Raw genomic sequence first — 25,492 nt, 5'->3', positions numbered from 1 at the left:
ATCCGCGACGATTCACGGCGATCCCGCCGGTCAACGGCCCACGGTAATGGCTGCCGGGGCGGTGCTGTGGCGGCAGGGTTCGACCGAGGACACGGAGATCGCCGTGGTGCACCGCCCGCGCTACGGGGACTGGTCGCTTCCCAAGGGCAAGCTCGACCCCGGTGAGACTATCCCGCAAGCAGCCGCGCGGGAGGTCACCGAGGAGACGGGGGTGAACTGCGTACTGTCCCGTCACCTACGCAGGATCTGCTACGAGGTTCCCCACGGGCGGGACGGCCGTGTCGCCAAGTCCGTGGACTACTTCGCCGCGCGTGCGCTTCCCGGGGAGTTCGTCGCCAACGAGGAGGTCGACGAACTGCGTTGGGTTCCCGCCGCACGGGCTCACGAGTGGTTGACCTACGCGGACGACCACCACGTGGTGGACTCGTTCCTGAGCCTGCCCACCACGATGAGCACCGTACTGCTGGTACGGCACGCCGAGGCGGGCAAGCGCACGGAATTCCACGGTGACGACAACCTGCGGCCGCTCAGCGAAGCAGGATGGCGGCAACGGAATCAGCTGCACAGCCTGCTGTCGCTGTTCGGCCCCGAACGTGTCCACTCCGCGCCGAGGCTGCGCTGCGAGCAGACGGTGGGTTCCGTCGCCGGGAGTCTACGGACGAACATCGAATCCGAGCCCGCACTTTCCGAGGAGGCGTATCGAGCCGATCCGGAAGCCGGGAGGCGACGACTGCTGCGCATCGCCGCCGAGCCGGGAACCGCGGTGGTGTGCAGCCAGGGCGGTGTCATTCCAGATCTTGTGGGCTCACTGGCTCGCTCGGACGGGCTGCCGCTCGGTGAGGTCAACAGCCGTAAGGCCAGTGTCTGGGTTCTCTCCTTCCTCACCACGACGCATTCCGGCGACGGGCATTCCGGCGACGGGTCGCGTCCGGCACCGCTGTTGGCAGCCGCCGACTACTTCCCCGCTCCAACGCCGGAAAACGCGTGAAGGGTACGGCCACCGGCGTCACTTCCTGCTGTTACGTCCGGAAGTGGACTTCTTGGTCGATGTCGTGGAGGCCTTGGCCTGTTGAGTCCTGCCGGTGCCGGACTTGGAGCTCGTCGTCCTGGCGGTACCCGTCGACTTCGTGCTCCCCGACTTGGCGGTGCCGGTGGACTTCGCCGAGCCGGTCCCGGTCGAAGATTTCGTAGTGCCCGACTTGGCGGTGCCCGCCTTCGCCGCGCCCGCCTTGGTCGTGCTCGCCTTCGCCGCCGTCCCGCTCTTGGCAGTGCTCGCCTTCGCCGCCGTCCCGCTCTTGGCAGTGCCCGACTTGGCCGCCGTCCCGCTCTTGGCCGCCGTTCCCGTCTTCGCGGTGCCGGCCTTCGCGGTACTGGCCTTCGCGGTACTGGCCCTGGTGGCGGTGGCAGCGCTCGTCCGGCTCGTCGCCGTTTTCGCGCGGGTTCCACCCGTGGCACCACTCTTGGCCGTCGTCGAACGAGCGGTGGTGGACTTGGAGCTCGTCGTCCTGGCGGTACCCGTCGACTTCGTGCTCCCCGACTTGGCGGTGCCCGCCTTCGTCGCCGTTCCGGTCTTGGCGGCCGTTCCCGTCTTGGCGGCCGTTCCCGTCTTGGCGGTGCCCGTCTTCGCCGTGGAGGTACGGCTGCTCGTCCCACTCGTGGTGGCAGCGGTGGTGCGGGATCCCGTCCTACCGGCACGGGTCGTAGTTCCGGTACGGCTGGCACCGGAAGTGCTCGTGGTGGTGCTACGACTCGCCGTACCGGTCTTGGCCGCCGCCGCGCGGGGAAGTTTTCGTTGGCCGCCCACTACTTCCTTGAACTGTGTACCGGCCCGGAAAGCGGGCACGTTGGTCTTGCGGACCTTCACCGCCTCACCGGTACGCGGATTGCGGGCGGTGCGGGCGGCACGAGCTCGTTTCTCGAAAACGCCGAAACCGGTGATATTCACCTTCTCGCCTTTGTTGACGTTGCGGACGATGAGATCCACGACGTTGTCCACTGCCTGACTCGCGGTTTGTTTGTCACCGAGGCGTTCGGCCAATGCCTCGATTAGTTGCGCCTTGTTCACGTCAGTCCCTCCCAGGACAACTACGGCCCGTCCGGGCCGACTCAGGGGCCACGGTAAATCTCCGCGGGAGTGGATGCCATTCGCCACGCCCGCTTTTCGCGTGGTGGCGCGCCATTGGCAGCCGGAGAAAACCGATGTGGCCCCGGCAGGGCTTTGTAGCCCGGTTTTCCGTGGGGGAACGACGGACGGAAACCACAACCCGCTCCCGGCCGCGGTGAACCGACATCGAGCGTGCTTCCGTACCGCGTAGCGGTGAGTCCCGGGAGGGAACGATGCGGGAACACGAGGCGGGGAATGCGCCGGGGCGGCGCCCCGCGGGCCCGGGCGCATCGAGCACCGATTCCCGGATGTGCCTCGTGGCCTCGCGGTGCGTCCGAACCGCGTCCTCGGGGACGAGTCCGCCCGTCGCCCGGAACCGAACGGCCGAGTTACGACGGAACTCGAACGGACAACCTCAAACGGTGGGAGCGGGCTGCGTGTTGGGCAGAAAGCCCGGCCTGGTTCGTTCGAAGGCGTCGATGCTGTCCTCCGAACGCATCGTCAGGCCGATGTCGTCGAAGCCCTCCAGCAGTCGCCAGCGCGTGTACTCGTCGACCTCGAAACCGATGGTGAGTTCCTTGGCGCTCACGGTGCGGGCCTCGAGATCCACCGTGACCTCGGTTCCGGGCTCGGACTCGAGCAGCTTCCAGAGCAGTTCCACATCGGACTGCTCGCACCGCGCGGCGAGAAGCCCCTGCTTCCCCGCGTTACCTCGGAAGATGTCGGCGAACCGGGAGGAGATGACGACCCGGAAACCGTAGTCCTTCAGCGCCCAGACGGCGTGTTCCCTGGAAGAACCGGTCCCGAAATCGGGGCCGGCCACCAGCACGCTCCCCCGGTTGAACGGTTCGGCGTTGAGGATGAAGTCCTCGTCGGCACGCCAGGCCGCGAACAGGGCGTCCTCGAAACCTGTTCGCGCCACACGCTTGAGGTAGACGGCGGGGATGATCTGGTCGGTGTCTACGTTGGACCGCCGAAGTGGCACTCCGATGCCGGTGTGCGTGGTGAACGGCTCCATGAGGTACTCCGTATCTCGGGTTGGTTGGGTGGCTTCCCGACTGGTCCGGGCTTCCGCGAACCTGCCGGGCCGAGCGCACCGGTGTCGCGACGCGGCTCGGTTACAGGTCCTCCGGCGAGGAGAGCGTGCCGCGCACCGCCGTCGCCGCCGCGACGACGGGCGAGACCAGATGAGTGCGCCCGCCCTTGCCCTGTCTGCCTTCGAAGTTGCGGTTGGAGGTCGAGGCCGAGCGTTCCCCGGGGGTGAGCTGATCGGGGTTCATCCCCAAGCACATCGAGCACCCCGCCTGGCGCCATTCGGCACCCGCCGCCTCGAACACCTCGTGCAGCCCCTCCTCCTCGGCCTGCTCGCGTACTCGCATGGACCCCGGAACGACCAGCATCCGCACGTCGTCGGCGACCCTGCGATCGCGTAGTACCCCCGCGGCGCTGCGCAGGTCCTCGATCCGCCCGTTGGTGCAGGAGCCGAGGAACACGGTGTCCACCGCGACATCGCGGAGCGGAGTACCGGCGCGCAGCCCCATGTACTCCAGCGCCTTCTCGGTGGCGGCCCTGCTCTCCTCGTCGGCGATCGACTCCGGATCGGGAACCCGCTCCCCGAGCGGCAGTCCCTGCCCGGGATTGGTTCCCCATGTCACGAACGGCGTGAGTGAGTCCGCGTCGATCGTCACCTCGGCGTCGTAGACCGCGTCGGAGTCCGTGCGCAACGATTTCCAGTGCTCCACGGCGGCGTCCCAGTCCGCTCCGGCGGGCGCGTGCGAACGTCCCCTGAGGTACTCGAAGGTGGTCTCGTCGGGGGCGATCATGCCGGCCCTGGCGCCGGCTTCGATGGACATGTTGCACATGGTCATGCGTGCTTCCATCGTCATGGACTCCACCGCCGAACCGCGGTACTCCAGCACGTAGCCCTGACCACCACCGGTTCCGATCTTGGAGATGACGGCGAGGATGACGTCCTTGCTCGTGACTCCCGGACGCAACGTCCCCTCGATGTTGATCGCCATAGTGCGGAAGGGGCGCAGCGGCAGTGTCTGCGTGGCCAGTACGTGCTCGACCTCGGAAGTACCGATGCCGAACGCGAGCGCGCCGAAGGCACCGTGGGTCGAGGTGTGGCTGTCGCCGCACACCACGGTGGTTCCGGGCTGGGTCAGCCCCAACTGCGGTCCGACCACGTGGACGATCCCCTGCTCGGCGTCGCCCATCGGGTGGAGCCGCACCCCGAAGTCGGCACAGTTCTTGCGCAGTGTCTCGACCTGTGTGCGCGAAACCGGATCGGCGATCGGCAACTCCACGCCCTCGGTGGGCACGTTGTGGTCCTCTGTCGCCAGCGTCAGATCCGGACGGCGTACGGCACGGTCGGCCAGCCGCAGACCCTCGAAAGCCTGCGGACTGGTCACCTCATGCACGAGATGGAGGTCGATGTAGAGCAGATCCGGTTCATCGCCCTCACCGCGACGTACCAGATGCTCGTTCCAAACCTTCTCGGCGAGCGTGCTACCCATCGCTCCTCCCCATCGAAGTCGTGGGATCCGAGTGGTACGGCTCCCACGTTGTGGACTTCCCAGATAACGAGACGTTAGTATCGCCCCGTGGGAGAGCATAGCGGTATCGGAGTTCTGGACAAAGCGGTGGCCGTGCTACAGGCCGCCGCCGAGGATCCGTGCGGGCTGGCGGAGCTGTGCGAGCGTACGGGATTGCCCAGAGCAACGGCACACAGACTCGCGGTCGGCTTGGAAACGCACCGGATGCTGCGACGCGGCTCGGACGGACGCTGGCGTTCCGGTCCGGCGCTGGGAGAGCTGGCGGGTGGCGCGGTGGATCCTCTGCTGGAGGCGGCGGCCGCGGTGCTGCCCAAACTTCGCGACATCACCGGCGAGAGCGTGCAGCTCTATCGCCGCGACGGGATGCAACGTACCTGCGTGGCCACCGCGGAACCGCCCAGCGGACTGCGTGACACGGTCCCGGTCAACACCGCGCTGCCGATGACGGCCGGATCCGGCGCCAAGGTGCTGGCCGCGTGGTCCGATCCCGCCACCCAGCGAGCCGTGCTGGCAGAGGCCGTCTTCGGGGAACGCACTCTGATGGAGGTGCGCCGCCGGGGATGGGCGCAGAGCGTCGCCGAGCGGGAATCCGGAGTGGCCAGCGTCTCGGCGCCGGTGCGGGACTCGGCGGGCACCGTGGTGGCCGCCATCTCGGTATCCGGACCGATCGATCGGATGGGACGCCGTCCCGGAAGTCGTTGGGCCGCCGATCTGCTCGCGGCTGCCGACGGGCTGCAGAACAGACTCTGACACCGGGCGAACACGTGGACGAGGGCGGTACGGTCCCGATGAGCACGGGAAGCCGTACCGCCCGGGGTCCTTCCGCACCGGACACGAGACGATTCGGCGCTCGTCGGAGCCGGTAAGACCGCGTGAATACGAATAAAGCCGGTGTGCGAGCACACCGGCTTCGTATCTCTCGTGTAGTCCCGATGGGATTCGAACCCACGTTACCGCCTTGAGAGGGCGGCGTCCTAGACCACTAGACGACGGGACCGCGTAAGCTATCGAACGCTTTCGAGCGGACCATAACCCACGAACATGCCGATTGATAACCCGATGAGACACGAAACACGGCCTCCAAGGGGCGCACAACGCTGTCAACACCAGCGTCGGCCACAACCGGGCACCACCGGAAAGCGGGAACTCTCCGGTTATCGTAGTCCCGATGGGATTCGAACCCACGTTACCGCCTTGAGAGGGCGGCGTCCTAGGCCACTAGACGACGGGACCATAAGAGAAGCATCGAAGCTTCCTCAGCTGGGGTACCAGGATTCGAACCTAGACTAACTGAACCAGAATCAGTCGTGCTGCCGATTACACCATACCCCACCGGCACCGATGAACATCGTATCATTCGGCGGTTTTCTCTTTTCCGCTTCGATGACCTCTGTTCATCGCGTTGATGAATATACTAGACCATGCCCGCGAACGGCTTCGCACCACCCCCCTGCTCGAGGCGATTCAGCAGGTGAGCGGGCCTTCCACCGAAGCTATCGGGCCGTTGCCCCGATTCCGCCCCGACGGGGACCGAACAGCCGCCGGAAACTCCCGCACCACGTTCGTGGGGCTCCCCGCACCGATGCTGTCGGAATCCCACGCGAGGAGGACGGCCCGCGACGAAGCACCACGGGGATTCCACCCGGGGAACGACCCGTCGAAGCGAACGAGCCCGCTCCGAACGGTTCCATTCCCCGAACGGACAGCATCGATCAGGCAGAGCCGGCCATGCTCGCTTGGCACGCGGGCAGTTCGTCGTCCGCGCCGCGGAAGGGAAGATCACACACCAGAACTTCGGGCAACTCGTACAGACTCGTGATCACCGACACCCCGTCGGCGGGAACCACCGCACTCGTCGAACCGCCGCTGTCCCGGTCCAGCCAGATGCCGTGCATGCCCGCGCAAGCGGCCCCGTTGGCGTCGATCTCCAGGTTGTTGCCGACATGAGCCACTTCCGCGGGCGAGAACCCCAGCGCGTCGCAGGCAGCCGCGAAGATTCCGGAGGACGGCTTGGCCACCCCGCACTCGCCCGATATCACCGTCGCGTCGAAGGTCGCGGCCAACCCGGTGACGGCGAGCTTGTGTCGCTGGTACCCACCCGGGGCGTTGGTTATGGCAGCGACGCGCAGTCCACTGGCGCGCAGCCATTCCAGGCAGCCGGTGGCGTCCTCGAAGAGTTCCCAGGAATCGCGCAACGCCACCATTCGCCGGTGCTCCCTGGCCAGCACCTCGTCCTCGCTGAGCCGTTCACCGAAGGCGGCGAAGAAGTCACGGGTGCGGCTACGACACATCGTCTCGAAATCGATCTCACCCGCCATCATGCGCGCGTTGTACTCGTCGGTTATCCGCCGCCACACCGGCCATGCCGCATCGTTGCCGGTCAATGACGCGAAAGCCCGTCGAGCCGAGCCCCGACTGTCCAGCAGTGTGTCGTCGATATCCAGGCAGACAGCTCTGATGCCGCGAGGCCGTTCCGAGGCGGATACTTCAAGTGCGGATTTCACTCCGTGAGGCTAGGACTCCACCCGGAGTGGCCGACTCGTCCAACATGGTGATACTTACATCACTGACACGGTTTAGCTCGCCGCGTGCAACAGCACATGAACACACGTGCCGTGCCGGCCGCCCGACTTCCGTCGTGGCGACCGACACGGCCGTGGTGCTCACTCCTCAGATGCGTTCCGCAGCGCCGTGCGCAACCGATCCAGGCAGGACCGCCTGTCGAGCAGTTCCATCGACTCGAACAACGGCGGTGAGACCGTACGCCCCGTGATGGCCACACGGACCGGCGTGAACGCCTTCCGGGGCTTGATGCCCAGCCCTTCGACAATCGCCTGTTTCAGGGCGTTCTCGATGTCGGCGGCACGCCACTCGGGCAACGGATCGAGAACTTCCAGGGCGGCCGAAAGCACCGGCCGCGCGTCACTGCCCAGCGCCTTGGCCGCGGCCGCTGGTTCCGGTTCGAAGTCCTCGCCCGCGAACAGGAAGCCCATCATCCCGACCGCGTCCGACAGCACGGTCAATCGCTCCTGCACCAGTGGAGCGGCCGCTCGCACCGTCTCCAGCTGCCGCTCGCTCGGATCGGCGGGCAGTACATCACCGGCGACCAGGTACGGCACGACCCTGTCGACGAAATCGTCGAGCTCCAACGCGCGCAGGTGCGCGGCGTTGATGGCATCGGCCTTCTTCTGGTCGAACCGCGCCGGATTGGCACTGACCCGGCGAATGTCGAACGCACTGACCATCTCGTCGAGGTCGAACACGTCGCGGTCGTCGGAGATGGACCAGCCGAGCAGCGCCAGATAGTTGAGCAGCCCCTCGGGAAGGAAGCCACGCTCGCGATGGTGGAAGACATCGGACTGCGGATCCCGTTTGGAGAGCTTCTTGTTTCCCTCTCCCATCACGAACGGCAGGTGTCCGAACTCGGGCGTGAAGTCCGTCGTGCCGATCCGCCGCAGCGCCTCGTACAGCGCGATCTGGCGCGGCGTGGAGGACAGCAGGTCCTCACCGCGCAGCACGTGAGTGATCCCCATGAGGGCGTCGTCGACGGGATTCGTCAGCGGGTACAGCGCGTCCCCGTTGCCACGTACCAGGACGGGGTCGGGCACGCTGCCCGCGGGGAAGGTGACTTCGCCGCGAATCAGGTCGGTGAATCCGATGTCGCGGTCCGGCATCCGCAACCGCAGGACCGGACTGCGTCCCTCGGCGCGCAGCTCCGACTTGCGCTGCTCGGTCAACTCGCGGTCGGCGTTGTCGTACCCCAGTTTGGGGTCCCGACCGGCGTCTCGGTGGCGCTGTTCGACTTCCTGCGGCGTGGAGAAGGACTCGTAGAGTTCACCGGCCTCCAGCAGTCTGGCGGCCACGTCCGCGTAGATCTCACGCCGTTGGCTCTGCCGGTAGGGACCGTACTCACCTCCCACGTCCGGCCCTTCGTCCCAGTCGAGGCGCAACCAGCGAAGAGCCTCCAGCAGTGCCTGGTAGGACTCCTCGCTGTCCCTGCTCGCGTCGGTGTCCTCGATGCGGAACAGCAACGACCCGTTGTTGTGCCGGGCGAACGCCCAGTTGAACAGCGCGGTGCGGATCAGTCCGACGTGTGGCGTGCCGGTGGGTGAGGGGCAGAACCTGGCTCGTACCGGACGGTCGGACTCGGCGGTGGTGACATCTGACGTGCTCATGACTGATTCAGCTTATCCCGCGCGCCGCCCCTCTTGACCGGCGCGTCCCTTCGGCGCATGCTGGCGTTATTCAACGTTTGTTGAATTCTTCTGCGGCGGTACTCCTCGGCTCGCGAGGTCCCCGTTCCGACCGCCGGAGCGGGAAGTCGTTCGGCGCGGCTCGCGCCGAGTGGCCACCCACGCGAGCGACAGGACGGCCGAGCCGAAGAGTTCCTACTCGGGAGGGATCGCGATGAAGCGGACCACCTGCTGCGTCGTCGGTGGCGGCCCCGCGGGGATGGTGCTGGGGCTGTTGCTCGCCCGCTCCGGGGTATCCGTGACGGTGCTGGAAAAGCACGCGGACTTCCTGCGGGACTTCCGCGGTGACACGGTGCACCCCACGACGTTGGCGCTGCTGGACGAGCTCGGCCTCGCCGAGCGGTTCGCCGAACTGCCGCAGCGAAGGGTCAGCACGGTGATGTTGCCGGTCGGGCCGGACGGCGAGTTCTACACGCTGGGTGATTTCGGTCGGCTACCGATCAGGTACAACTACATCGCCATGGTGCCGCAGTGGGACCTGCTCAATCTGTTGGCGGCGGAAGCGGCGAAGGAGCCGAACTTCGAGCTGCGCATGAACACCGAGGTGAACGGACTGATGCGGGAGCACGGCCGGGTGACGGGGGTCGACTACCGCGCCGCCGACGGGGAGCACGGTCGACTCCGGGCCACCATCACGGTGGCCTGTGACGGCAGGGACTCCCTGGTCCGGCGTGAACTGGCCGACCAGCTCCGGGTCCGGGACTTTCCGACCCCGATGGACGTGCAGTGGTTCCGGATTCCACGGCGGGAGGAGGATCCCGCCGGAGCCGTGGGCAACATCGGGAACGGCGCGTTCACCGTGCTGCTGGACCGGGGGGACTACTTCCAGGTCGCCTCGGTCATAGCCAAGGGCTCCGACGCCGCCGAGCGCGCCAACGACATCGGGAGGTTCAACGAATCGCTGCGGGCACGACTCGGCTGGCTCGACGACGGACGGGAACTCGTCCGGAGTTGGGAGGAAGTGAAGCCGCTGCACGTCACCCTGGACCGGCTGCGCCGCTGGCACGTTCCGGGACTGCTGTGCATCGGGGACGCGGCACACGCGATGTCACCGGTCGGCGGGGTCGGTATCAACCTGGCGGTGCAGGACGCGGTGGCCGCCGCTCGTCACCTCGCGAAACCGTTGCGGCGTGGCGGACCGCGGCGCAGGCACGTCGCGGCGGTCCAACGCACCCGCTGGCCCACGACCGCGCTCATCCAGGGACTGCAACGCACCATCCACGCCAACGTGGTCGAGCCCGCGCTGCGAGGGGAAATCGACTTCGGTCGACGCGCCGGACTGCCCTGGTTGCTCAAGCTGCTGCCGAGACTTCCCTGGCTGCGCGTCGTTCCGCCGTACATCCTCGCCTACGGGGCCCGGCGGGAGCGCCCGCCGAAGGAGGCACTCCGCTGATTCCCGGAGAAGCTCGTTTCACCCGCGGTTCGGTCGACTCGCGGGTGAAACGAGCGCACTGCCGGTGGCGCCGTCGACCGGGGCCGAAACGCGCGGATCGCGCCGCGACTCGACAGCGGGAGTCAGGCCTGCTGCACCGGGTTGGTGAGTGTGCCGAGGCCGTCGATGGAGACCGAGACCTTCTGTCCGGCCCGCATCGGCCCCACCCCGGAAGGGGTTCCGGTCAGGATCACGTCACCGGGCAACAGGGTCATGACCCGGGAGACGAACGAGATCAGCCCGGCCACATCGTGCGTCAACAGCGAGGTGCGGGACTCCTGGCACAACTCGCGGTCGAGTTCGGTGCGCAACCCCAGGTCGGAGGGATCGACAGTGGTGTCGATCCACGGCCCCAGCGGACAGAAGGTGTCGTAGCCCTTCGCCCTGGTCCACTGGCCGTCGGCCCGTTGCTGATCCCTGGCCGTGACGTCGTTGGCGATCGTGTATCCGAGCACCACGTCGGTTCCCCTGGCCTCGGGCACGTCCTTGCAGGGCTGGCCGATCACCGCGGCCAGCTCGCCCTCGTAGTCGACCCGTTCGGAGTTCGGCGGCATCTTGATCGGGGCGCTCGGGCCGATCACTGATGTCGAAGGCTTCATGAACAGCACCGGATTCTCCGGCACCTCTCCACCCATCTCCCGCGCGTGCTCGGCGTAGTTCTTACCCACGCAGATCACCTTGGTCGGCAGAATGGGCGCCAACAGCCGCACGTCGGCCATCGGCCACTTACGACCGGTGAACGTCGGCTCCCCGAACGGATGCTGGTCGATCTCGACGGCGAGCACCTTCTCACCGGGGGATTTGGGGTCCGGCTCCAATGCCACGAACGAGACCCCTTCGGGCTGAGCAACACGTGCCAGGCGCAAACGAAACCTCCGTCATCAACTGTCCGCCGAACAGCTTACGTGCGGGGGGACCACGCCCCAGTTCCTGGTCACCTCGTATTGGAGGTGCCGACCTCCGCCGTCTCACCCCGGTGGATCGCCTTGTGGGCGAACGCGTCGCACAGCGCGTACCAGCTCGCTTCCACGATGTTGCCGTGCACACCAACGGTGCTCCACTCACGGTGTTCGTCCCGCGACTCGACGAGCACCCTGGTGACGGCATCGGTCCCGGAGGCGTCGGTGAGAATCCGCACCTTGTAGTCCACCAGTTCGACCTCGTCCAACCACGGCAACCGAGGCACCAGTGCCTTGCGCAGTGCGGCGTCCAGCGCGTTGACGGGACCGTTCCCCTCGGCGGTGGCGATGACGCGTTCCCGCAACACGTGCAACTTGACCGTCGCCTCCGAGACCACCTGACCGTCGGGACGGTGGTCGAGCGATACCCGGTAGGACTCCAGCTCGAAGGGAGCGCCGAACGACACGTCGTCCGAGGCGTCGACGTCCGCTTCCGCCGCGGTGCCGTCGGCCAGTTCCATCTCACGACGCAGCATCAGTTCCAGCGAGGCGTCGGCCCCTTCGAAGGACCATCCCCGTGCTTCCAGTTCCTTGACCCGCCGCACGGCACCGGTGATGGCGTCCGGAGCCGCACTCAGGTCCAGTCCCAGTTCGGCTGCCTTGAGCTCCAGGCTGGCGCGCCCGGACATCTCGGTGACGAGCACGCGCATTCCGTTGCCGACGCGCTCGGGGTCTATGTGGTTGTACAGTTCGGGGTCCACTTTGATCGCGCTGGCGTGCAGCCCGGCCTTGTGGGCGAAGGTGGAGCCTCCCACGTACGCCTGGTGCGTGTCCGGCGCGATGTTGGCGATCTCGGCGAGCGCGTGCGATACCCGGCTGAGCTCGGACAGGTTTCCCTCGGGCAGCACGGGCAGTCCCAGTTTCGTCTCCAGATTGCCGATGACGGGGAACAGGTCGGCGTTGCCTGCCCGCTCTCCGTAACCGTTGGCGGTGCACTGCACGTGCGTAACCCCCGCCTGCACCGCGGCGAGCGTGTTGGCGACGGCGCAACCGGTGTCGTCCTGGCAGTGGATCCCCAACCGGAAACCGGTACGACGGCCGATCTCCTCCACCGTTTCGGCCAGCGCTGTCGGCAGCTGCCCGCCGTTGGTGTCGCATAGGCACACCAGATCGGCCCCCGCGTGCACGGCCGCGTCGAGCATCCGCAGGGCGGTGTCCGGATCGTGGGCGTAACCGTCGAAGAAGTGCTCGGCATCCAGGAACACGCGTCTGCCGTGCTCGGTGAGGTACCGGACCGTGTCGGCGATCATGGCACCGTTCTCGGCCACGTCGGTACGCAACGCGCGTTCGATGTGCCTGCTGTCGGACTTGGCGACCAGCGTGACCGCGGGAGCTCCCGATTCGAGCAACGCGGCTACCTGGTCGTCCTGCTGCACGGGAACCCCGGGGCGGCGTGTGGAGCCGAACGCGGTGAGCACGGCGTGCCGAAGGTCGAGCTCGCCGGCGGTGGCCCGGCGAAAGAACTCGGTGTCCTTCGGCAACGCACCGGGCCAACCGCCTTCGATGAATCCCACGCCGAGACTGTCCAGGATGCGGGCGACCGCGAGCTTGTCGGCCACCGAGTAGGAGATGCCTTCGCGCTGCGCGCCGTCGCGAAGCGTCGTGTCGTAGACGTGAAACGTGTCCGCCTGTGGGGTCCCTGCCGGGCTGGTGCGGGTCACTGTCCCTCCAGAAGGGCGGTGATGATCGGGCCGGTCGGGGCTGGAACGGCCCGTTGTGGCTGTCGTGGACATAAAAAAGACCCCCCGCGAATGCGAGAGGTCTGCGCGCCGGGTCCGCGGAGTCGAGTCACCCGGCGCGCTTGCCAATAATGCCCGTCGTGTACTGGAGCATGCCGCAATGCTCGCACATCGCGGACACACTCCAAGCAGTGGGCCTTTCTTCCCACGATACGGACAACCGGGGTGTCCGTGCCACGGTCCGTCAGCGGCGCGGCCGATCCGGCCGGACGTTGCGGGGAATCACGCCTGCTGCACGACTTCCCGCGCCGAAACCAGCGCGGCGAGCCGATCACCGATGGCGTGCGTGGCCCCCGGCGCGGAGTGATCGCGCGTGGCCAGATCGAAGGCGACCGAGGCCTGCACCCTCCTCGCCGCCTCCGCGTAACCGACGTGGTCGAGCAGCAGCGCGACGGACAACACCGCCGCGGTGGGGTCCGCGATGGCCTGCCCGGCGATGTCGGGCGCACTGCCGTGCACCGGTTCGAACATGCTCGGATTGCGCCGCGTGGCGTCGATGTTCCCGCTGGCGGCCCTGCCGATACCACCGGTCACCGCACCGGCCAGATCGGTGATGATGTCGCCGAAGAGGTTGTCGGTGACGATCACGTCGAACCGGGCGGGATCCTGCACCAGATGGATCGTGGTGGCGTCGACGTGCTCGTAGTTCACCGTGACGTCCGGGTACTGCAACGACAGCTCCTCGACCACCCGGGACCACAGTGATCCGGCGTGGCTGAGCACGTTGGTCTTGTGCACCAGGGTCAGATGCTTGCGCGGACGCGCCGCGGCCCTCGCGAACGCGTCGCGGACCACACGCTCCACGCCGAAGGCCGTGTTGAGGCTCACCTCGGTCGCCACTTCCTGTGGCGTGTCCTTTCGGAGCAGACCCCCGTTGCCCGCGTAGGGGCCTTCGGTGCCTTCCCGGACGACGACCATGTCGACCTCACCGGGATCGGCGATCGGACTCTGCACTCCCGGATAAAGCCGCGCCGGACGCAGATTCACGTGGTGGTCGAGTTCGAAACGCAGCCGCAACAGCAATCCGCGTTCCAGAATCCCGCTCGGCACCGACGGATCACCCACCGCACCGAGCAGAATCCCGTCGTGCTCGCGCAACTCACCCAACACGGATTCCGGAAGTAGCTCCCCGGTGTTGTGCCAGCGAGCGGCGCCCAGATCGTACCGAGTGATCTCGGTTTCGGGGACCACTTCCCCGAGCACCTTCAGCGCCTCGGCCACCACTTCCGGCCCGATCCCGTCACCTGGGATCACAGCGAGCCGCATGCACACCTCCCGAGTCCTACCCCCGATTTGGGGCTGAAACGTTGTGCCGCAGGCTACCGTGCTTCGATGTCGCTCAGGCACGCCGGACCCCAATACTGGACGTCACCTCCCGAACAGTGGGACACCCGATCGGGTGATTGTCACCCGCACAGGGGGTGTTCGGAGGTCGAAAGCGTGCCGCTGACCAGCCGGTACAACCTTCGGACACCGTGCCGAGAACTCGTTCCGGGCTGTTGTCCGCGCCCCGCGCGCACAGCTTCCGCGCCCCGGAGAACGAGAAACGGGGGCCGCCGCGTGCAGCGGCGACCCCCGGAGGATCCAGCGGAAGGGCCCACCGGTCACACGAGGTGATCCGGTACGGAACCCGGGTGATACGCGGCCCGAACGGGACCGCTGAACCGGCTCACTCGAAACTGACGGTACGCACGGTCTTGGCTCCGACGGCGGCACCGATCGGCTCGAGCACGCCCGCGTCGACCGGACGGTCCACGCGCAGCAGCATGATCGCGTCCGAACCGTCCGAGGTCTGGCTGATCTGCGCGGCCTCGATGTTCGTCCCGACCTCGCCGAGCAGCGTCCCGACCTTGCCCATGACACCGGGCCGGTCCGGGTACTCCAGCAGTAGGACGCTGCCCTCGGCGCGCAGGTCGAAGTGCCTGCCGTTGACCTCGACGAGCTTCTCCACCTGGTTCGGACCGTCCAGGGCACCCGAGACGACACCCGTACGACCGTCGGACAGCACGGCGCGCACCGAGACCACGCTGCGGTGGCTCGCGCTCTCCGGAGCGGTCTTGACGTCGATGTCCACCCCGAGGTCCTCGGCGAGTTGCGGAGCGTTGACGAAGGTGACCTGGCTCTCCACCGCACCGGAGAAGACACCGCGCAGCGCGGCCAGCGGCAGCACGGAGACGTCCTCGTCGGCGAGCTCGCCCCTGGCCTCGACCGTGACGGAGGTCGGCGTGCTGCCGAGCACCGCGGCCAGCAACGAGCCCAGCTTCTGGGTCAGCGGCAGGTAGGGACGGACCTCCTCACCGACGGCACCGCCCTGCACGTTGACCGCGTCGGGAACGAAGTCACCGCGCAGCGCCTGCAGCGTGGAATGGGCCACGTCGGTACCGGCACGGTCCTGGGCCTCGGCTGTGGAAGCACCCAGGTGCGGGGTCGCGACCACGTTGGACAGCTCGAACAGCGGGCTGGAGGTGGTGGGCTCGGTGCTGTAGACGTCGATACCCGCACCACCGAGGTGCCCACTGCGCAGGGACTCGGCGAGCGCGTCCTCGTCGATGAGCCCACCGCGCGAGGCGTTGACGATGATCGCGCCCTGCTTGGTCTTCTTGAGTTCCTCCGCACCGATGAGGCCGAGCGTCTCGGCGGTCTTCGGCAGGTGGATCGACATGGCGTCGGCGCGCTGCAGCAACTCCTCGAGGCTGACGAGCTCGATGCCGAGCTGGGCGGCACGCGCGGCCGAGACGTAGGGATCGTAGGCGATCAGCTTGGCGCCGAAGGCCTCCAGCCGCTGCGCGACGAGCTGGCCGATCTTGCCGAGACCGATGACACCGACGGTCTTGTCGTTGATCTCCACGCCGCTGAGCGCACTGCGCTTCCACTCACCGGCACGCAGGCTGGCATCGGCCACGGCCACGTTGCGGGATACCGCCAGCAGCAGCGCGATCGCGTGCTCGGCGGCCGAGACGATGTTGGAGGTGGGGGCGTTGACGACCATGATGCCGCGTTCGGTGGCGGCGGGAACCTCGACGTTGTCCAGTCCCACTCCCGCACGAGCGACGACCTTCAGCCGCGTGCTGGCCGAGTAGACCTCGGCATCGACTTTCGTCGCCGAACGGACCAGCAGCGCGTCGGCGTCGGCAACGGCTTCGAGCAGTGCCGGGCGGTCGGTGCCGTCGACGTGACGGATCTCGACCTCGTCTCCGAATGCTTCCAGCACCGAAGGGGCCAGCTTCTCGGCGATCAGGACGACAGGACGGCTTGCGTTGGTCACGGGCGCGCTCCAGTAACAGAGATCAGGGTCGAAGCAAGGCACGCCATTGTGCCGGGCTGGTGCAGCAGTTTAACGCTGATATGAGAATCCGTTCACACAAGTGTTGGACGTATCACCGTAACGCTACGGCATCCCAACACGACCGTGTAGCGGAAACAACACCGAAACAGCCGCACACGGGCTCCGTGGACGGTTCGGGACCCCACCGCCTCGCGGCGGAGCGGGTCGACGGCTCACGGTTCGTCGAACTCGCCGTCCTTGGCACCCGCCACGAAGGCGTCCCACTCCTCCGGGGTGAACACCAGCACGGGCCCCTCCGGATCGGCTCCGTTGCGCATGCCGATGTAGCCGTCCACGAAGGCGATCTCCACGCCCGGTTCGTCATCGTCGTCGGTACTGGTGATCCACTCGGCGTTGGTGAAGTCGAGCTCGTCCCTGATGTGGGCTTTGTCGTCGACCGGTTGCGTTTCCTCACTCACGGTGTGGATATTAGCGCGCCGCGCGAGTTCCCCGTGACGCCCGGGATCCCTCCGGAAAAACCGTGGGGCGGCCCCGAGTCGCTTCGGGGCCGCCCCACGAGGCGGCGAATCGCCCGAACGGCCCCTCATCGGGGTTCTCCGGTCGGGTCGTCGAGCTACTCGCTCGGCGGAACCTCCCGACGGCTCTCGCCGCGGGGGCCCGGCATCGGATGAGCACTCAGCCCTTGGTCCAGGACATCAGGGAGCGAAGCCGCTTGCCGACCTCTTCGATCTGGTGCTCGTTGCCCGCGGCCTGCAGCTTGTTGAACTCGGGCCTGCCCGCTTCGTCCTCGGCCACCCACTCCTTCGCGAAGGAACCGTCCCGGATCTCGGAGAGGACCTGCCGCATCGAGTCCTTGACGTGCTCGTCGATGACCCGGGGACCGCGGGTGAGGTCACCGTACTCGGCGGTGTCACTGCAGGAGTACCGCTGTCCGGCGATACCGCCCTCCCACATCAGGTCCACGATCAGCTTCAGCTCGTGCAGCACCTCGAAGTAGGCGATCTCCGGCTGGTAGCCGGCCTCGACCAGAACCTCGAAACCGGACTGCACCAGCGCGCTCGTTCCACCGCAGAGCACGGCCTGCTCACCGAAGAGGTCGGTCTCGGTCTCCTCGGTGAAGGTGGTCCTGATGACACCGGCCCGCGCGCCGCCGATACCGGCGGCGTAGGCGAGTGCCAGCTGCTGCGCCTCGCCGCTGGGATCCTGCTCCACCGCGATCAGGCACGGCACTCCCTTGCCGTCCACGAACTGGCGGCGCACCAGGTGGCCGGGCCCCTTGGGGGCGACCATGGCGACATCCACGTCGGAGGGCGGCTGGATCAGCCCGTAGCGGATGTTGAACCCGTGCCCGAAGAACAGCGCGTCCCCGCTGTTGAGATTGGGCGCGATGTCGTCGGCGTAGATCCGACGCTGCTTGGTGTCCGGCGCGAGGATCATGATCAGATCCGCCTCGGCGGCCGCCTCCGAGGGAGTGACCACCCGCAGCCCCTCCTCGGCGACCTTCTCGCGCGACTTCGAGTTCTCCGGCAGGCCGATCCGGACGTCGACACCGCTGTCCCGCAGGCTGAGCGCGTGCGCGTGCCCCTGGCTGCCGTAGCCGATGATGGCGACCTTGCGCGACTGCACCCGGCCGAGGTCGGCATCCGCCTCGTAGAAGATCTCAGTTGCCATTACCGTTCGTGTTCCTTTCTGTAGCGAATCCGCGCCGTACGCGGGTCAACGCACCGCGGTTGCCGTGATGGAGCGCGCTCCCCGACCGATGGCGACCATGCCGGACTGGACCATCTCGCGGACGCCGTAGGGCTCGAGCATGCGCAGCAGGGCGTCGAGTTTGTCGGTGTCCCCGGTGGCCTCGATGGTCAGCGCCTCCGGGGAGGCGTCGACGACCTTGGCCCGGAACAGCTGCACGGTCTCCAGGACCTGACTGCGCACCGAGGCATCGGCCCGCACCTTGACCAGCAGCAGTTCGCGCTGCACCGAGGACTCGGGCTCCAACTCGACGATCTTGATGACGTTGATCAGCTTGTTGAGCTGCTTGGTGACCTGTTCCAGCGGTTGCTCCTCCACCGAGACCACGATGGTCATCCGGGAGATCTCCGGGTGCTCGGTGGGGCCGACGGCCAGGGATTCGATGTTGAAGCTGCGCCGGGAGAACAGTCCGGAGACTCGGGAGAGCACACCGGGGACGTTTTCCACCAGCACGCTGAGTGTGTGTCGACTCATCGGTGTGTTCACCCCTCGTCGTCGAACAGTGGGCGGATTCCGCGAGCGGCCATGATCTCGTCGTTGCCGGTGCCGGACGCGACCATCGGCCAGACCTGGGCGTCCTTGCCCACAACGAAGTCGATGACCACGGGTCGGTCGTCGACGGCCATGGCCCGCTCGATGACGCTGTCCACGTCGGAGGCGGCCTCACACCGCATTCCCACCCCGCCGAGCGCCTCGGCCAGCATCGCGAAATCGGGAATCCGGTGGTTGTGGGTGCCGAGGTCACTGTGTGAGTAGCGCTCGGCGTAGAACAGGTTCTGCCACTGCCGAACCATACCGAGATTGCCGTTGTTGATGACGGCGACCTTGATCGGCAGCTGTTCGATGGCGCAGGTGGCCAGTTCCTGGTTGGTCATCTGGAAACAGCCGTCGCCGTCGATGGCCCACACCTGCCGGCCGGGGCTACCGGCCTTCGCTCCCATGGCAGCGGGCACCGCGTAGCCCATCGTTCCCAGGCCGCCGGAGTTGAGCCAGCTGCGGGGCCGCTGGTAGCCGATGAACTGGGCGGCCCACATCTGGTGCTGTCCCACACCCGCGGTGTAGACGGCCTCGGGCCCCGCCAGAGCACCGATGCGTTCGATCACGTACTCCGGCGACAGCGTGCCGTCCTCCGGCCAGTCGTAGCCCAGCGGGAAGCGGTCCCGCCAGTCGCCGAGCTGGCTCCACCACTGCGCGAGGTCCGGGGCGCCGTGCTCCGCTTCGGCGGTGTCCACGGCGTCGATGAGTTCGGAGATGACCTCCTTGCAGTCCCCGACGATGGGCACGTCGGCGACCCGGTTCTTGGAGATCTCCGCCGGATCGATGTCGGCGTGCACGACCTTGGCCTCCGGAGCGAAATCCGACAGCCGACCGGTCACCCTGTCGTCGAACCGGGTTCCCAGCGCGAGCAGCAGGTCGGAACGCTGCATCGCGGCGACCGCCGAGACGGTGCCGTGCATACCGGGCATGCCGAGGTGCAACGGGTGCGTGTCCGGGAAGACCCCGCGCGCCATCAGCGTGGTCACCACCGGAATGCCGGTGCGCTCGGCGAGCTTGGTCAACTCCTCGGCGGCGTCGGCCTTGACCACACCGCCCCCCACGTACAGCACCGGCCGCTGCGCCGAGGCCATCAGCCGTGCCGCTTCCCTGACCTGCTTGCCGTGCGGTTTACCGACCGGGCGGTAACCGGGCAACCGCTGCTCGGGGGGCCAGGAGAAGGAGGTGGCGAGCTGCTGCACGTCCTTGGGGACGTCGACCACGACGGGGCCGGGACGACCGCTGGAGGCGATGTAGAACGCCTCCGCGATGGTCCGCGGGATCTCCTCGGGATCGGTGACCAGGAAGTTGTGCTTGGTGACCGGCAGCGTGATGCCGCAGATGTCGGCTTCCTGGAACGCGTCGGTACCGATCTGTCCGGTGGACTGCTGTCCGGTGATCGCCACCAGCGGCACCGAGTCCATGTGCGCGTCGGCCAGCGCGGTGACCAGGTTGGTCGCCCCGGGACCGGAGGTCGCCATGCAGACCCCGGTCTTGCCGGTGGCCTGGGCGTATCCGGTAGCGGCGTGTCCGGCCGCCTGCTCGTGCCGAACCAGTACGTGACGAACCTTCGTCGAGTCCAGCAGTGGATCGTAGGTGGGCAGGATCGTACCGCCCGGGATACCGAACACCACTTCGCAGCCCACCGCTTCCAGCGAGCGGACGAGGGACTGCGCACCGGTGGCTCTTACCGGCGCCCCGTTGGGCGGAGCTGGTTTCGGACGCTGCCCCGGTGATGCCTCCGGGGCTGGATTCTGCCTGGTGTTGGCGCTGGTCATCGATTCTGCCTCGTGGTCGATGAATGGGGCCGGGCACGAAAAAACCCCCGCCGGCACAGGGCCGAACGAGGGTTGGCGCGTCGACGTTTCGTACTCCTCAGGCGTCGACGCGCCCGGAAAGTACGAGAATGTCGTTACTGCGCTGCATGGCTCGAACATTAGACCCGGCACGACAGTCACGTCAAACCTACGGGAAGAACTTCCCGCATGGTGGACACCAACGGGTGACAGGGCGCGCGAAACGAGCGGTCCCGGCGCACGGACGGAAGGGCTCCACCGGTAGCACCCACTCCCCGGAAAGGCTAACTGCGCAGCTGAGACCATCGAACGGTGAACGACTCCCAGGAAAACGACCGACCTTTCGGCCCTGAGGCACGGGAGGAACCGCCCCGGCCGGAAACCACCGGGGCGGAGGAGCAGCGAGCGGACTCCCCGAACGAGTCCCGGACCGAGTCCGAAGCCGGACACGAGGCCGACTCCGAGACTGAGAGCGCCGGCGGGACCGCGGCAGCGGCACCGGACGCCACGACCGAGCGGGAACCGGAGCCCACCGAGAGCGACCTCGACCCGGCGGAGCACTCCGAACTACCGCCTCGCCTGGTTTTCCGGATCACGCGGGTGAGTCTGCTGGTGATCCTCGTGGTCGCGTTCTGCATCAGCCCGATGGCGGCGTCGCTGCCCCCGCTGTCGGTGCTGTACCTGATACCGCTGGGCCTGATCGTCTGGTTGGTTCGGACGCGCACCGTCGTCGACGAGTCCGGCATCACGGCGCGGAGCCTCACCGGAACAACTCGGATGGACTGGTCCGACATCAGGGCGCTGCGACTCGACGAACGACACTGGGTGCGCGCGGTGACCACTTCGGACCGCGAGGTTCGGCTGCCCGCGATTCGGGTCCGGGACGTCCCCCGGCTGGCCGTGATGAGCCGCGGCCGGATACAGGACCCGAGCCGCCCCAAGGACGCCGACGGGGATTGACGCCGTACGGCTTTCTCACTCTGCGGACACAACCAGGGCGCTCACGAACACGAGCGGCACCGGAGTAGTGTCGTGCTCACCGCGAACTCCCGGCGCCCACAAGGCGTGACCGCGTCCGCCCGCGCGGCGGCATTCCCATGAAGTGAGAGCTTTCAATCATGCCCGAGTTGCGTTCCCGAACGACGACACACGGTCGAAACGCCGCAGGCGCCCGCTCGCTGTGGCGTGCCACCGGAATGACCGACGACGACTTCGGCAAACCGATCGTGGCGATCGCCAACTCCTTCACCCAGTTCGTACCGGGCCACGTCCACCTCCGCGACCTGGGCGAGGTGATCGCCGGAGCGGTCCGCGAGGCGGGCGGTGTCCCTCGGGAGTTCCACACCATCGCGATCGACGACGGCATCGCCATGGGACACAGCGGAATGCTGTACTCGCTGCCTTCCCGCGAGATCATCGCGGACTCGGTGGAGTACATGGTCAACGGGCACCAGGCGGACGCGCTCGTCTGCCTGTCGAACTGCGACAAGATCACCCCGGGAATGCTCAACGCCGCCATGCGGCTGAACGTCCCCACGGTTTTCGTCTCGGGCGGGCCGATGGAGGCCGGCAAGGCGGTCGTGGTCGACGGTGTCGCCCACGCTCCTACCGATCTGATCACCACGATCGCCGCGTCGGCGAACTCGGGGGTGGACGAGGAGGGGCTGAGCGAGGTGGAGCGCTCCGCCTGTCCCACCTGCGGTTCCTGCTCTGGCATGTTCACGGCCAACTCGATGAACTGCCTGACCGAGGCGCTCGGGCTGGCGCTGCCCGGCAACGGTTCGACACTGGCCACCCACCGGCTCAGGCGCGACCTGTTCGAGCGGGCGGGCCGCACGGTGGTCGAGATCGCCGAGCGGTGGTACCGGCACGACGACGAATCCGTGCTGCCGCGTTCGATCGCCGACGAGCGGGCGTTCGAGAACGCGTTGGCGCTGGACATGGCCATGGGCGGATCGACCAACACGGTGCTGCACACCCTCGCCGCCGCACGCGAGGGCGAGATCGACTTCACGCTCTCCGACATCGAGCGGATCAGCCGCGACGTCCCCTGCCTGGCGAAGGTCAGCCCGAACTCCAACTACCACATGGAGGACGTGCACCGGGCGGGCGGTATCACGGCCATCCTCGGTGAGCTCGACCGCGGCGGGCTGCTCAACCGGGAGGTCCGTTCGGTGCACAGCCCGAGCCTGGAGTCCTGGCTGTCCGAATGGGACGTGCGCGGCGAGAGCCCCGCCGAGCACGCCTCGGAACTCTTCCACGCCGCTCCCGGCGGAGTCCGCACCACGGAGGCGTTCTCCACGGACAACCGTTGGTCCACACTGGACACCGACGCGGCGGAGGGGTGCATCCGCGACGTCGCACACGCCTACACCGCCGACGGCGGACTGGCCGTGCTGCGGGGCAATCTGGCCGAGGACGGTGCTGTGGTCAAAACGGCCGGTGTCGACGAGGAACTCTGGATCTTCCAGGGGACGGCCCGGGTTCTGGAGAGCCAGGAGCAAGCCGTCTCGGCGATCCTGAACAGGGAGATCGAAGCGGGCGACGTGCTGGTGATCCGCTACGAGGGTCCGTCGGGTGGCCCCGGTATGCAGGAAATGCTGCACCCCACCGCTTTTCTCAAGGGCGCCCGGATGGACCGCGAGTGCGCACTGATCACCGACGGGAGGTTCTCCGGGGGAACCTCGGGCCTGTCCATCGGGCACATCTCCCCTGAAGCGGGCAACGGCGGCACGATCGGGCTGGTCCAGGACGGTGACGAGATCCGCATCGACGTGGACGAGCGGAAACTCGAACTGCTGGTGGACGAGCGCACCCTGGCCGAGCGCCGGGCCAAGATGGAAAGCTCCGAAAACCCCTGGCAACCGGTGGACCGACAGCGCCGGGTCAGTACGGCGCTGCGTGCCTACGCGAGCCTGGCCACCTCCGCCTCCTACGGAGCCGTTCGGAGCATCGGCGGCTGAACCGGACGTGGCCGGCGGGTCCGGTGCCCGCCGGCCACGGTTCACCGGAACACGAAGAACACCACCGCGGCGGCAACCACCGCCAGCAGCAGTCCCACGAAACCACTGGCGACCGGGCGTCGGAACCAGAAGCGCCCGTTGTCCGCCGCCACTCGTCCAGGCCCCGCGAACAGCAGAGCCAGGGCCACGGCACCGAGCAACGCCGGATACTCGACACCGCCGTCTTCCAGGAAGAACCCGCTGGAACGCTGGACCACCACCACGTTGAGCATCACACCGAGCACCCCCGCCGCGGCCAGCGGCGTGAACAGCCCGAGCAGCAACAGGATCCCCGCGCCGAACTCCACCCCACCCGTGACGGTGGCGAGCAGTTGCGGTTCTCGGAAGCCCATGCCGGAGAGCATGTCCGCGGTTCCCTCCGGGCCCTGCCCACCGAGCACGCCGAAGAGCTTCCGCGCACCTCGGGTGATGAACACGACCCCCAGCGCCAATCGCAACACCAGCAGCGCGAAGTCCGCACCGCCGTTCCAGCGACGCCGATTCACCGAGTCGGCGAACTCGTCGTAGAGGTCGAGGTCGCGTTGCGAGGCGGGGTCTCCCACGTTGGTGTAGGCATCGTCGTCGTAGTAGTCGAGTTCGACGGATCCGGTACCGGTGGAACCGCCGTACGTGCGTGTCGAGACCTGTTCCCGCTCCGGAACGGTCCAGCCACCCTGCGGTTCCCGGACATCACGGTGATACTGATCATCGGGATACCCGCCCGCGGAATCGGGGCGGTCATCGTGGATTCGCACGGCGAAAGGCTAGGACATTCTCCACGAAATGTGCGAGCTTTTCGGAAAAATCGACGGCGGAAGCGCCGGGAGTGCTCGCGGCACTCACTCCGGGTTAACCGGTGACGCGATATGGTCTGCGACCGTGGCAGTCCGAACCGGCGACCGACACCAGCGCTTCCGTGCGCCGCGCCGATACGCGGTGGTCGGGACGGCGTTGGTCGCAGCCGTCCTGGCCGGTGGTTGCGCGGAGTTCCCCGACCAGCACCCGAAGCAGTGGCAGGAACAGCCCTCGTTGCGGCCGCAGGCCGGGCCGCAACCGCGCGCCGAAGGAGGTCAACAGCCTCCCGGGGCGGAGGACACCGAGACCTCGCCCTCCGAACAGGCCGAGCCGGACGGCTGCGACGACCCCGACCCCGCCGTCGTGGCGACCTGCCTCGGGGCGGTGGGGGACGTGGCCGTACTGCCCGGTGGCCGGGGTGCTCTCGTCGGTGAGCGCAAGACGGGCAGGATCATGCTGGTCGAACGGGGCTCCGATCCCCGGCAGCTGGCCAGTGTCGACGTCGACGCCACCGGCGGTGGCGGACTCACCGGCCTGACTCTCTCGCCGAGCTATGCCGAGGACGGCCTCGCCTACGCCTATGTGACCACCCCCACCGACAACCGGGTGATCCGCATCGCGTCGGATGATCCTCCGGACCCCATCCTGACCGGTATTCCGCGCGGCCCCAGCGGCAACGCGGGCGCCATCACGACGAGCGGCTCGGACGCGCTGCTCGTCGCCACGGGCAACGCGGGGTCCCCGGACAGGACGGACGAACGCTCCGCGCTGACCGGCAAGGTGCTGCGGATCGACACTTTCGGCGAGCCCGCCCAGGACAATCCCGACCCGGGTTCACCGGTGATCGCGGAAGGGCTGAGCTCGCCCGGCGGTGTGTGCACCCAACCGAACAGTCCCACTTTCTGGGTGACGGATCGGCGTGCCGAGCGGGACGTGCTGCTGCGCGGCTCACCCGACGAGGAACTGAGCGGCCCCAAGTGGTCCTGGCGGACGAGCCCCGGCGTGGCGGGCTGCGCCGCCGGCGGTGGGCTGATCGTGGTGGCACTGACCGACGCCTCGGCCGTCTACACCATGCGTCCCGGGCCGGAGGGAACGTTCACCGGCGAACCGGAACGGGCGCTGGAGGACACCTACGGTCGGCTGCGCGCGGCCAGCAGCGGACCGAACGGACTGCTGTGGCTCGGCACCGCGAACAAGGCGGGCGGTGATCCCGTCTCCAGCGACGACAGGGTGATCCGCATCGAACCGCCCAACGGGGGGACAGCGGGCAAGGAGTGACCGTCTC

19 protein-coding genes, 3 tRNA genes and 1 pseudogene are annotated in these 25,492 nt (G+C 67.6%); 6 read left to right on the top strand and 17 right to left on the bottom strand.

The genetic code is table 11. The annotated features are described in order from the left end of the window. Positions 1-46: 46 nt before the first annotated feature. Entirely contained in the window at positions 47-988 is a 942-nt protein-coding gene (locus tag J2S53_RS00910) for an NUDIX hydrolase (protein ID WP_456242663.1), read from the top strand. A gap of 18 nt (positions 989-1,006) precedes the next feature. Here the strand turns inward: J2S53_RS00910 and J2S53_RS00905 are convergent, their stop codons facing one another. From J2S53_RS00905 to leuC, 3 genes are all read right to left on the bottom strand, one after another. Next, positions 1,007-2,065, bottom strand: coding sequence for an HU family DNA-binding protein (locus J2S53_RS00905; protein WP_456239338.1), 1,059 nt, complete (start codon positions 2,063-2,065; stop codon positions 1,007-1,009). Positions 2,066-2,519: 454 nt separating this feature from the next. Beyond that, positions 2,520-3,122 carry a 3-isopropylmalate dehydratase small subunit gene (gene leuD, locus J2S53_RS00900; protein WP_092981234.1) on the bottom strand — a complete coding sequence of 201 codons (603 nt, stop codon included), beginning with the start codon at positions 3,120-3,122 and terminating at the stop codon, positions 2,520-2,522. A gap of 100 nt (positions 3,123-3,222) precedes the next feature. Continuing rightward, positions 3,223-4,623: a 3-isopropylmalate dehydratase large subunit gene (gene leuC / locus J2S53_RS00895; protein ID WP_092981233.1), complete on the bottom strand. Its 1,401-nt coding sequence runs from the start codon at positions 4,621-4,623 to the stop codon at positions 3,223-3,225. Positions 4,624-4,710: 87 nt separating this feature from the next. Here leuC and J2S53_RS00890 point away from each other — a divergent pair, with 87 nt between their 5' ends. After that, positions 4,711-5,412, top strand: coding sequence for an IclR family transcriptional regulator (locus tag J2S53_RS00890; protein WP_165400580.1), 702 nt, complete (start codon positions 4,711-4,713; stop codon positions 5,410-5,412). Between the two features lie 174 nt (positions 5,413-5,586). On the opposite strand, the gene J2S53_RS00885 is transcribed toward J2S53_RS00890, so the two are convergent. From J2S53_RS00885 to gltX, 5 genes are all read right to left on the bottom strand, one after another. Next, positions 5,587-5,659: transfer RNA gene (locus J2S53_RS00885), tRNA-Glu, on the bottom strand. Between the two features lie 163 nt (positions 5,660-5,822). Then, positions 5,823-5,895: transfer RNA gene (locus tag J2S53_RS00880), tRNA-Glu, on the bottom strand. Between the two features lie 27 nt (positions 5,896-5,922). Next, a tRNA-Gln gene (locus J2S53_RS00875) sits at positions 5,923-5,994 on the bottom strand. A gap of 380 nt (positions 5,995-6,374) precedes the next feature. Continuing rightward, positions 6,375-7,166 (bottom strand): HAD family hydrolase, encoded by a 792-nt coding sequence (locus J2S53_RS00870; RefSeq protein WP_456239337.1) that lies wholly within the window; start codon positions 7,164-7,166, stop codon positions 6,375-6,377. 159 nt (positions 7,167-7,325) lie between these two features. Then, positions 7,326-8,837, bottom strand: a complete 1,512-nt coding sequence (gltX, locus tag J2S53_RS00865; protein ID WP_456239336.1) for a glutamate--tRNA ligase — start codon at positions 8,835-8,837, stop codon at positions 7,326-7,328. A 232-nt stretch (positions 8,838-9,069) separates the two neighbouring features. Here gltX and J2S53_RS00860 point away from each other — a divergent pair, with 232 nt between their 5' ends. Next, positions 9,070-10,308, top strand: a complete 1,239-nt coding sequence (locus J2S53_RS00860) for an FAD-dependent oxidoreductase (RefSeq protein WP_456239335.1) — start codon at positions 9,070-9,072, stop codon at positions 10,306-10,308. Between the two features lie 122 nt (positions 10,309-10,430). Here J2S53_RS00860 and J2S53_RS00855 read toward each other — a convergent pair whose 3' ends face one another. The 8 genes and pseudogenes from J2S53_RS00855 to J2S53_RS00820 all read right to left on the bottom strand — a co-directional run bounded on the left by J2S53_RS00855 (position 10,431) and on the right by J2S53_RS00820 (position 20,392). Beyond that, positions 10,431-11,213, bottom strand: a complete 783-nt coding sequence (locus tag J2S53_RS00855) for a fumarylacetoacetate hydrolase family protein (RefSeq protein WP_092928960.1) — start codon at positions 11,211-11,213, stop codon at positions 10,431-10,433. A gap of 68 nt (positions 11,214-11,281) precedes the next feature. Next, positions 11,282-12,967, bottom strand: coding sequence for a citramalate synthase (gene cimA / locus J2S53_RS00850; RefSeq protein WP_456239334.1), 1,686 nt, complete (start codon positions 12,965-12,967; stop codon positions 11,282-11,284). 300 nt (positions 12,968-13,267) lie between these two features. Beyond that, the gene (locus tag J2S53_RS00845) at positions 13,268-14,311 is read right to left on the bottom strand and encodes a 3-isopropylmalate dehydrogenase (RefSeq protein WP_092981220.1); all 1,044 of its coding nucleotides are present in this window, start codon (positions 14,309-14,311) and stop codon (positions 13,268-13,270) included. A gap of 403 nt (positions 14,312-14,714) precedes the next feature. After that, entirely contained in the window at positions 14,715-16,310 is a 1,596-nt protein-coding gene (serA, locus tag J2S53_RS00840; protein WP_092928954.1) for a phosphoglycerate dehydrogenase, read from the bottom strand. Positions 16,311-16,543: 233 nt separating this feature from the next. Beyond that, complete coding sequence (locus J2S53_RS00835) at positions 16,544-16,789, bottom strand: DUF397 domain-containing protein (protein WP_092632193.1); 246 nt, start codon at positions 16,787-16,789, stop codon at positions 16,544-16,546. A gap of 217 nt (positions 16,790-17,006) precedes the next feature. Next, a pseudogene (gene ilvC, locus J2S53_RS00830) lies at positions 17,007-18,005 on the bottom strand (ketol-acid reductoisomerase); the annotation flags it as partial. A 42-nt stretch (positions 18,006-18,047) separates the two neighbouring features. After that, positions 18,048-18,554, bottom strand: a complete 507-nt coding sequence (gene ilvN / locus J2S53_RS00825; RefSeq protein WP_092632302.1) for an acetolactate synthase small subunit — start codon at positions 18,552-18,554, stop codon at positions 18,048-18,050. Positions 18,555-18,562: 8 nt separating this feature from the next. Next, positions 18,563-20,392: an acetolactate synthase large subunit gene (locus J2S53_RS00820; protein ID WP_456239333.1), complete on the bottom strand. Its 1,830-nt coding sequence runs from the start codon at positions 20,390-20,392 to the stop codon at positions 18,563-18,565. 330 nt (positions 20,393-20,722) lie between these two features. On the opposite strand from J2S53_RS00820, the gene J2S53_RS00815 reads away from it, so the two are divergent. Continuing rightward, positions 20,723-21,370, top strand: a complete 648-nt coding sequence (locus J2S53_RS00815) for a PH domain-containing protein (protein ID WP_456239332.1) — start codon at positions 20,723-20,725, stop codon at positions 21,368-21,370. A 158-nt stretch (positions 21,371-21,528) separates the two neighbouring features. Further along, positions 21,529-23,373, top strand: coding sequence for a dihydroxy-acid dehydratase (gene ilvD / locus J2S53_RS00810; protein WP_456239331.1), 1,845 nt, complete (start codon positions 21,529-21,531; stop codon positions 23,371-23,373). A 41-nt stretch (positions 23,374-23,414) separates the two neighbouring features. Here the strand turns inward: ilvD and J2S53_RS00805 are convergent, their stop codons facing one another. After that, positions 23,415-24,167, bottom strand: a complete 753-nt coding sequence (locus tag J2S53_RS00805) for a DoxX family protein (RefSeq protein WP_456239330.1) — start codon at positions 24,165-24,167, stop codon at positions 23,415-23,417. 124 nt (positions 24,168-24,291) lie between these two features. On the opposite strand from J2S53_RS00805, the gene J2S53_RS00800 reads away from it, so the two are divergent. Beyond that, positions 24,292-25,485 (top strand): PQQ-dependent sugar dehydrogenase, encoded by a 1,194-nt coding sequence (locus J2S53_RS00800; protein WP_456239329.1) that lies wholly within the window; start codon positions 24,292-24,294, stop codon positions 25,483-25,485. Positions 25,486-25,492: the final 7 nt, after the last annotated feature.

The organism is Actinopolyspora lacussalsi (assembly GCA_030803735.1).
Taxonomy (GTDB): Bacteria; Actinomycetota; Actinomycetes; order Mycobacteriales; family Pseudonocardiaceae; genus Actinopolyspora; species Actinopolyspora lacussalsi.
This window is presented reverse-complemented; position numbering and strand designations above follow the sequence as displayed.

Bases quoted from the DNA above. Each gene is read 5' to 3' on its own strand.
- J2S53_RS00910 (WP_456242663.1), top strand. From the start codon at position 47: ATGGCTGCCGGGGCGGTGCTGTGGCGGCAGGGTTCGACCGAGGACACG.
- leuD (WP_092981234.1), bottom strand. From the start codon at position 3,122: ATGGAGCCGTTCACCACGCACACCGGCATCGGAGTGCCACTTCGGCGG.
- J2S53_RS00820 (WP_456239333.1), bottom strand. From the start codon at position 20,392: ATGACCAGCGCCAACACCAGGCAGAATCCAGCCCCGGAGGCATCACCG.
- ilvN (WP_092632302.1), bottom strand. From the start codon at position 18,554: ATGAGTCGACACACACTCAGCGTGCTGGTGGAAAACGTCCCCGGTGTG.
- J2S53_RS00860 (WP_456239335.1), top strand. From the start codon at position 9,070: ATGAAGCGGACCACCTGCTGCGTCGTCGGTGGCGGCCCCGCGGGGATG.
- J2S53_RS00845 (WP_092981220.1), bottom strand. From the start codon at position 14,311: ATGCGGCTCGCTGTGATCCCAGGTGACGGGATCGGGCCGGAAGTGGTG.
- ilvD (WP_456239331.1), top strand. From the start codon at position 21,529: ATGCCCGAGTTGCGTTCCCGAACGACGACACACGGTCGAAACGCCGCA.
- gltX (WP_456239336.1), bottom strand. From the start codon at position 8,837: ATGAGCACGTCAGATGTCACCACCGCCGAGTCCGACCGTCCGGTACGA.
- leuC (WP_092981233.1), bottom strand. From the start codon at position 4,623: ATGGGTAGCACGCTCGCCGAGAAGGTTTGGAACGAGCATCTGGTACGT.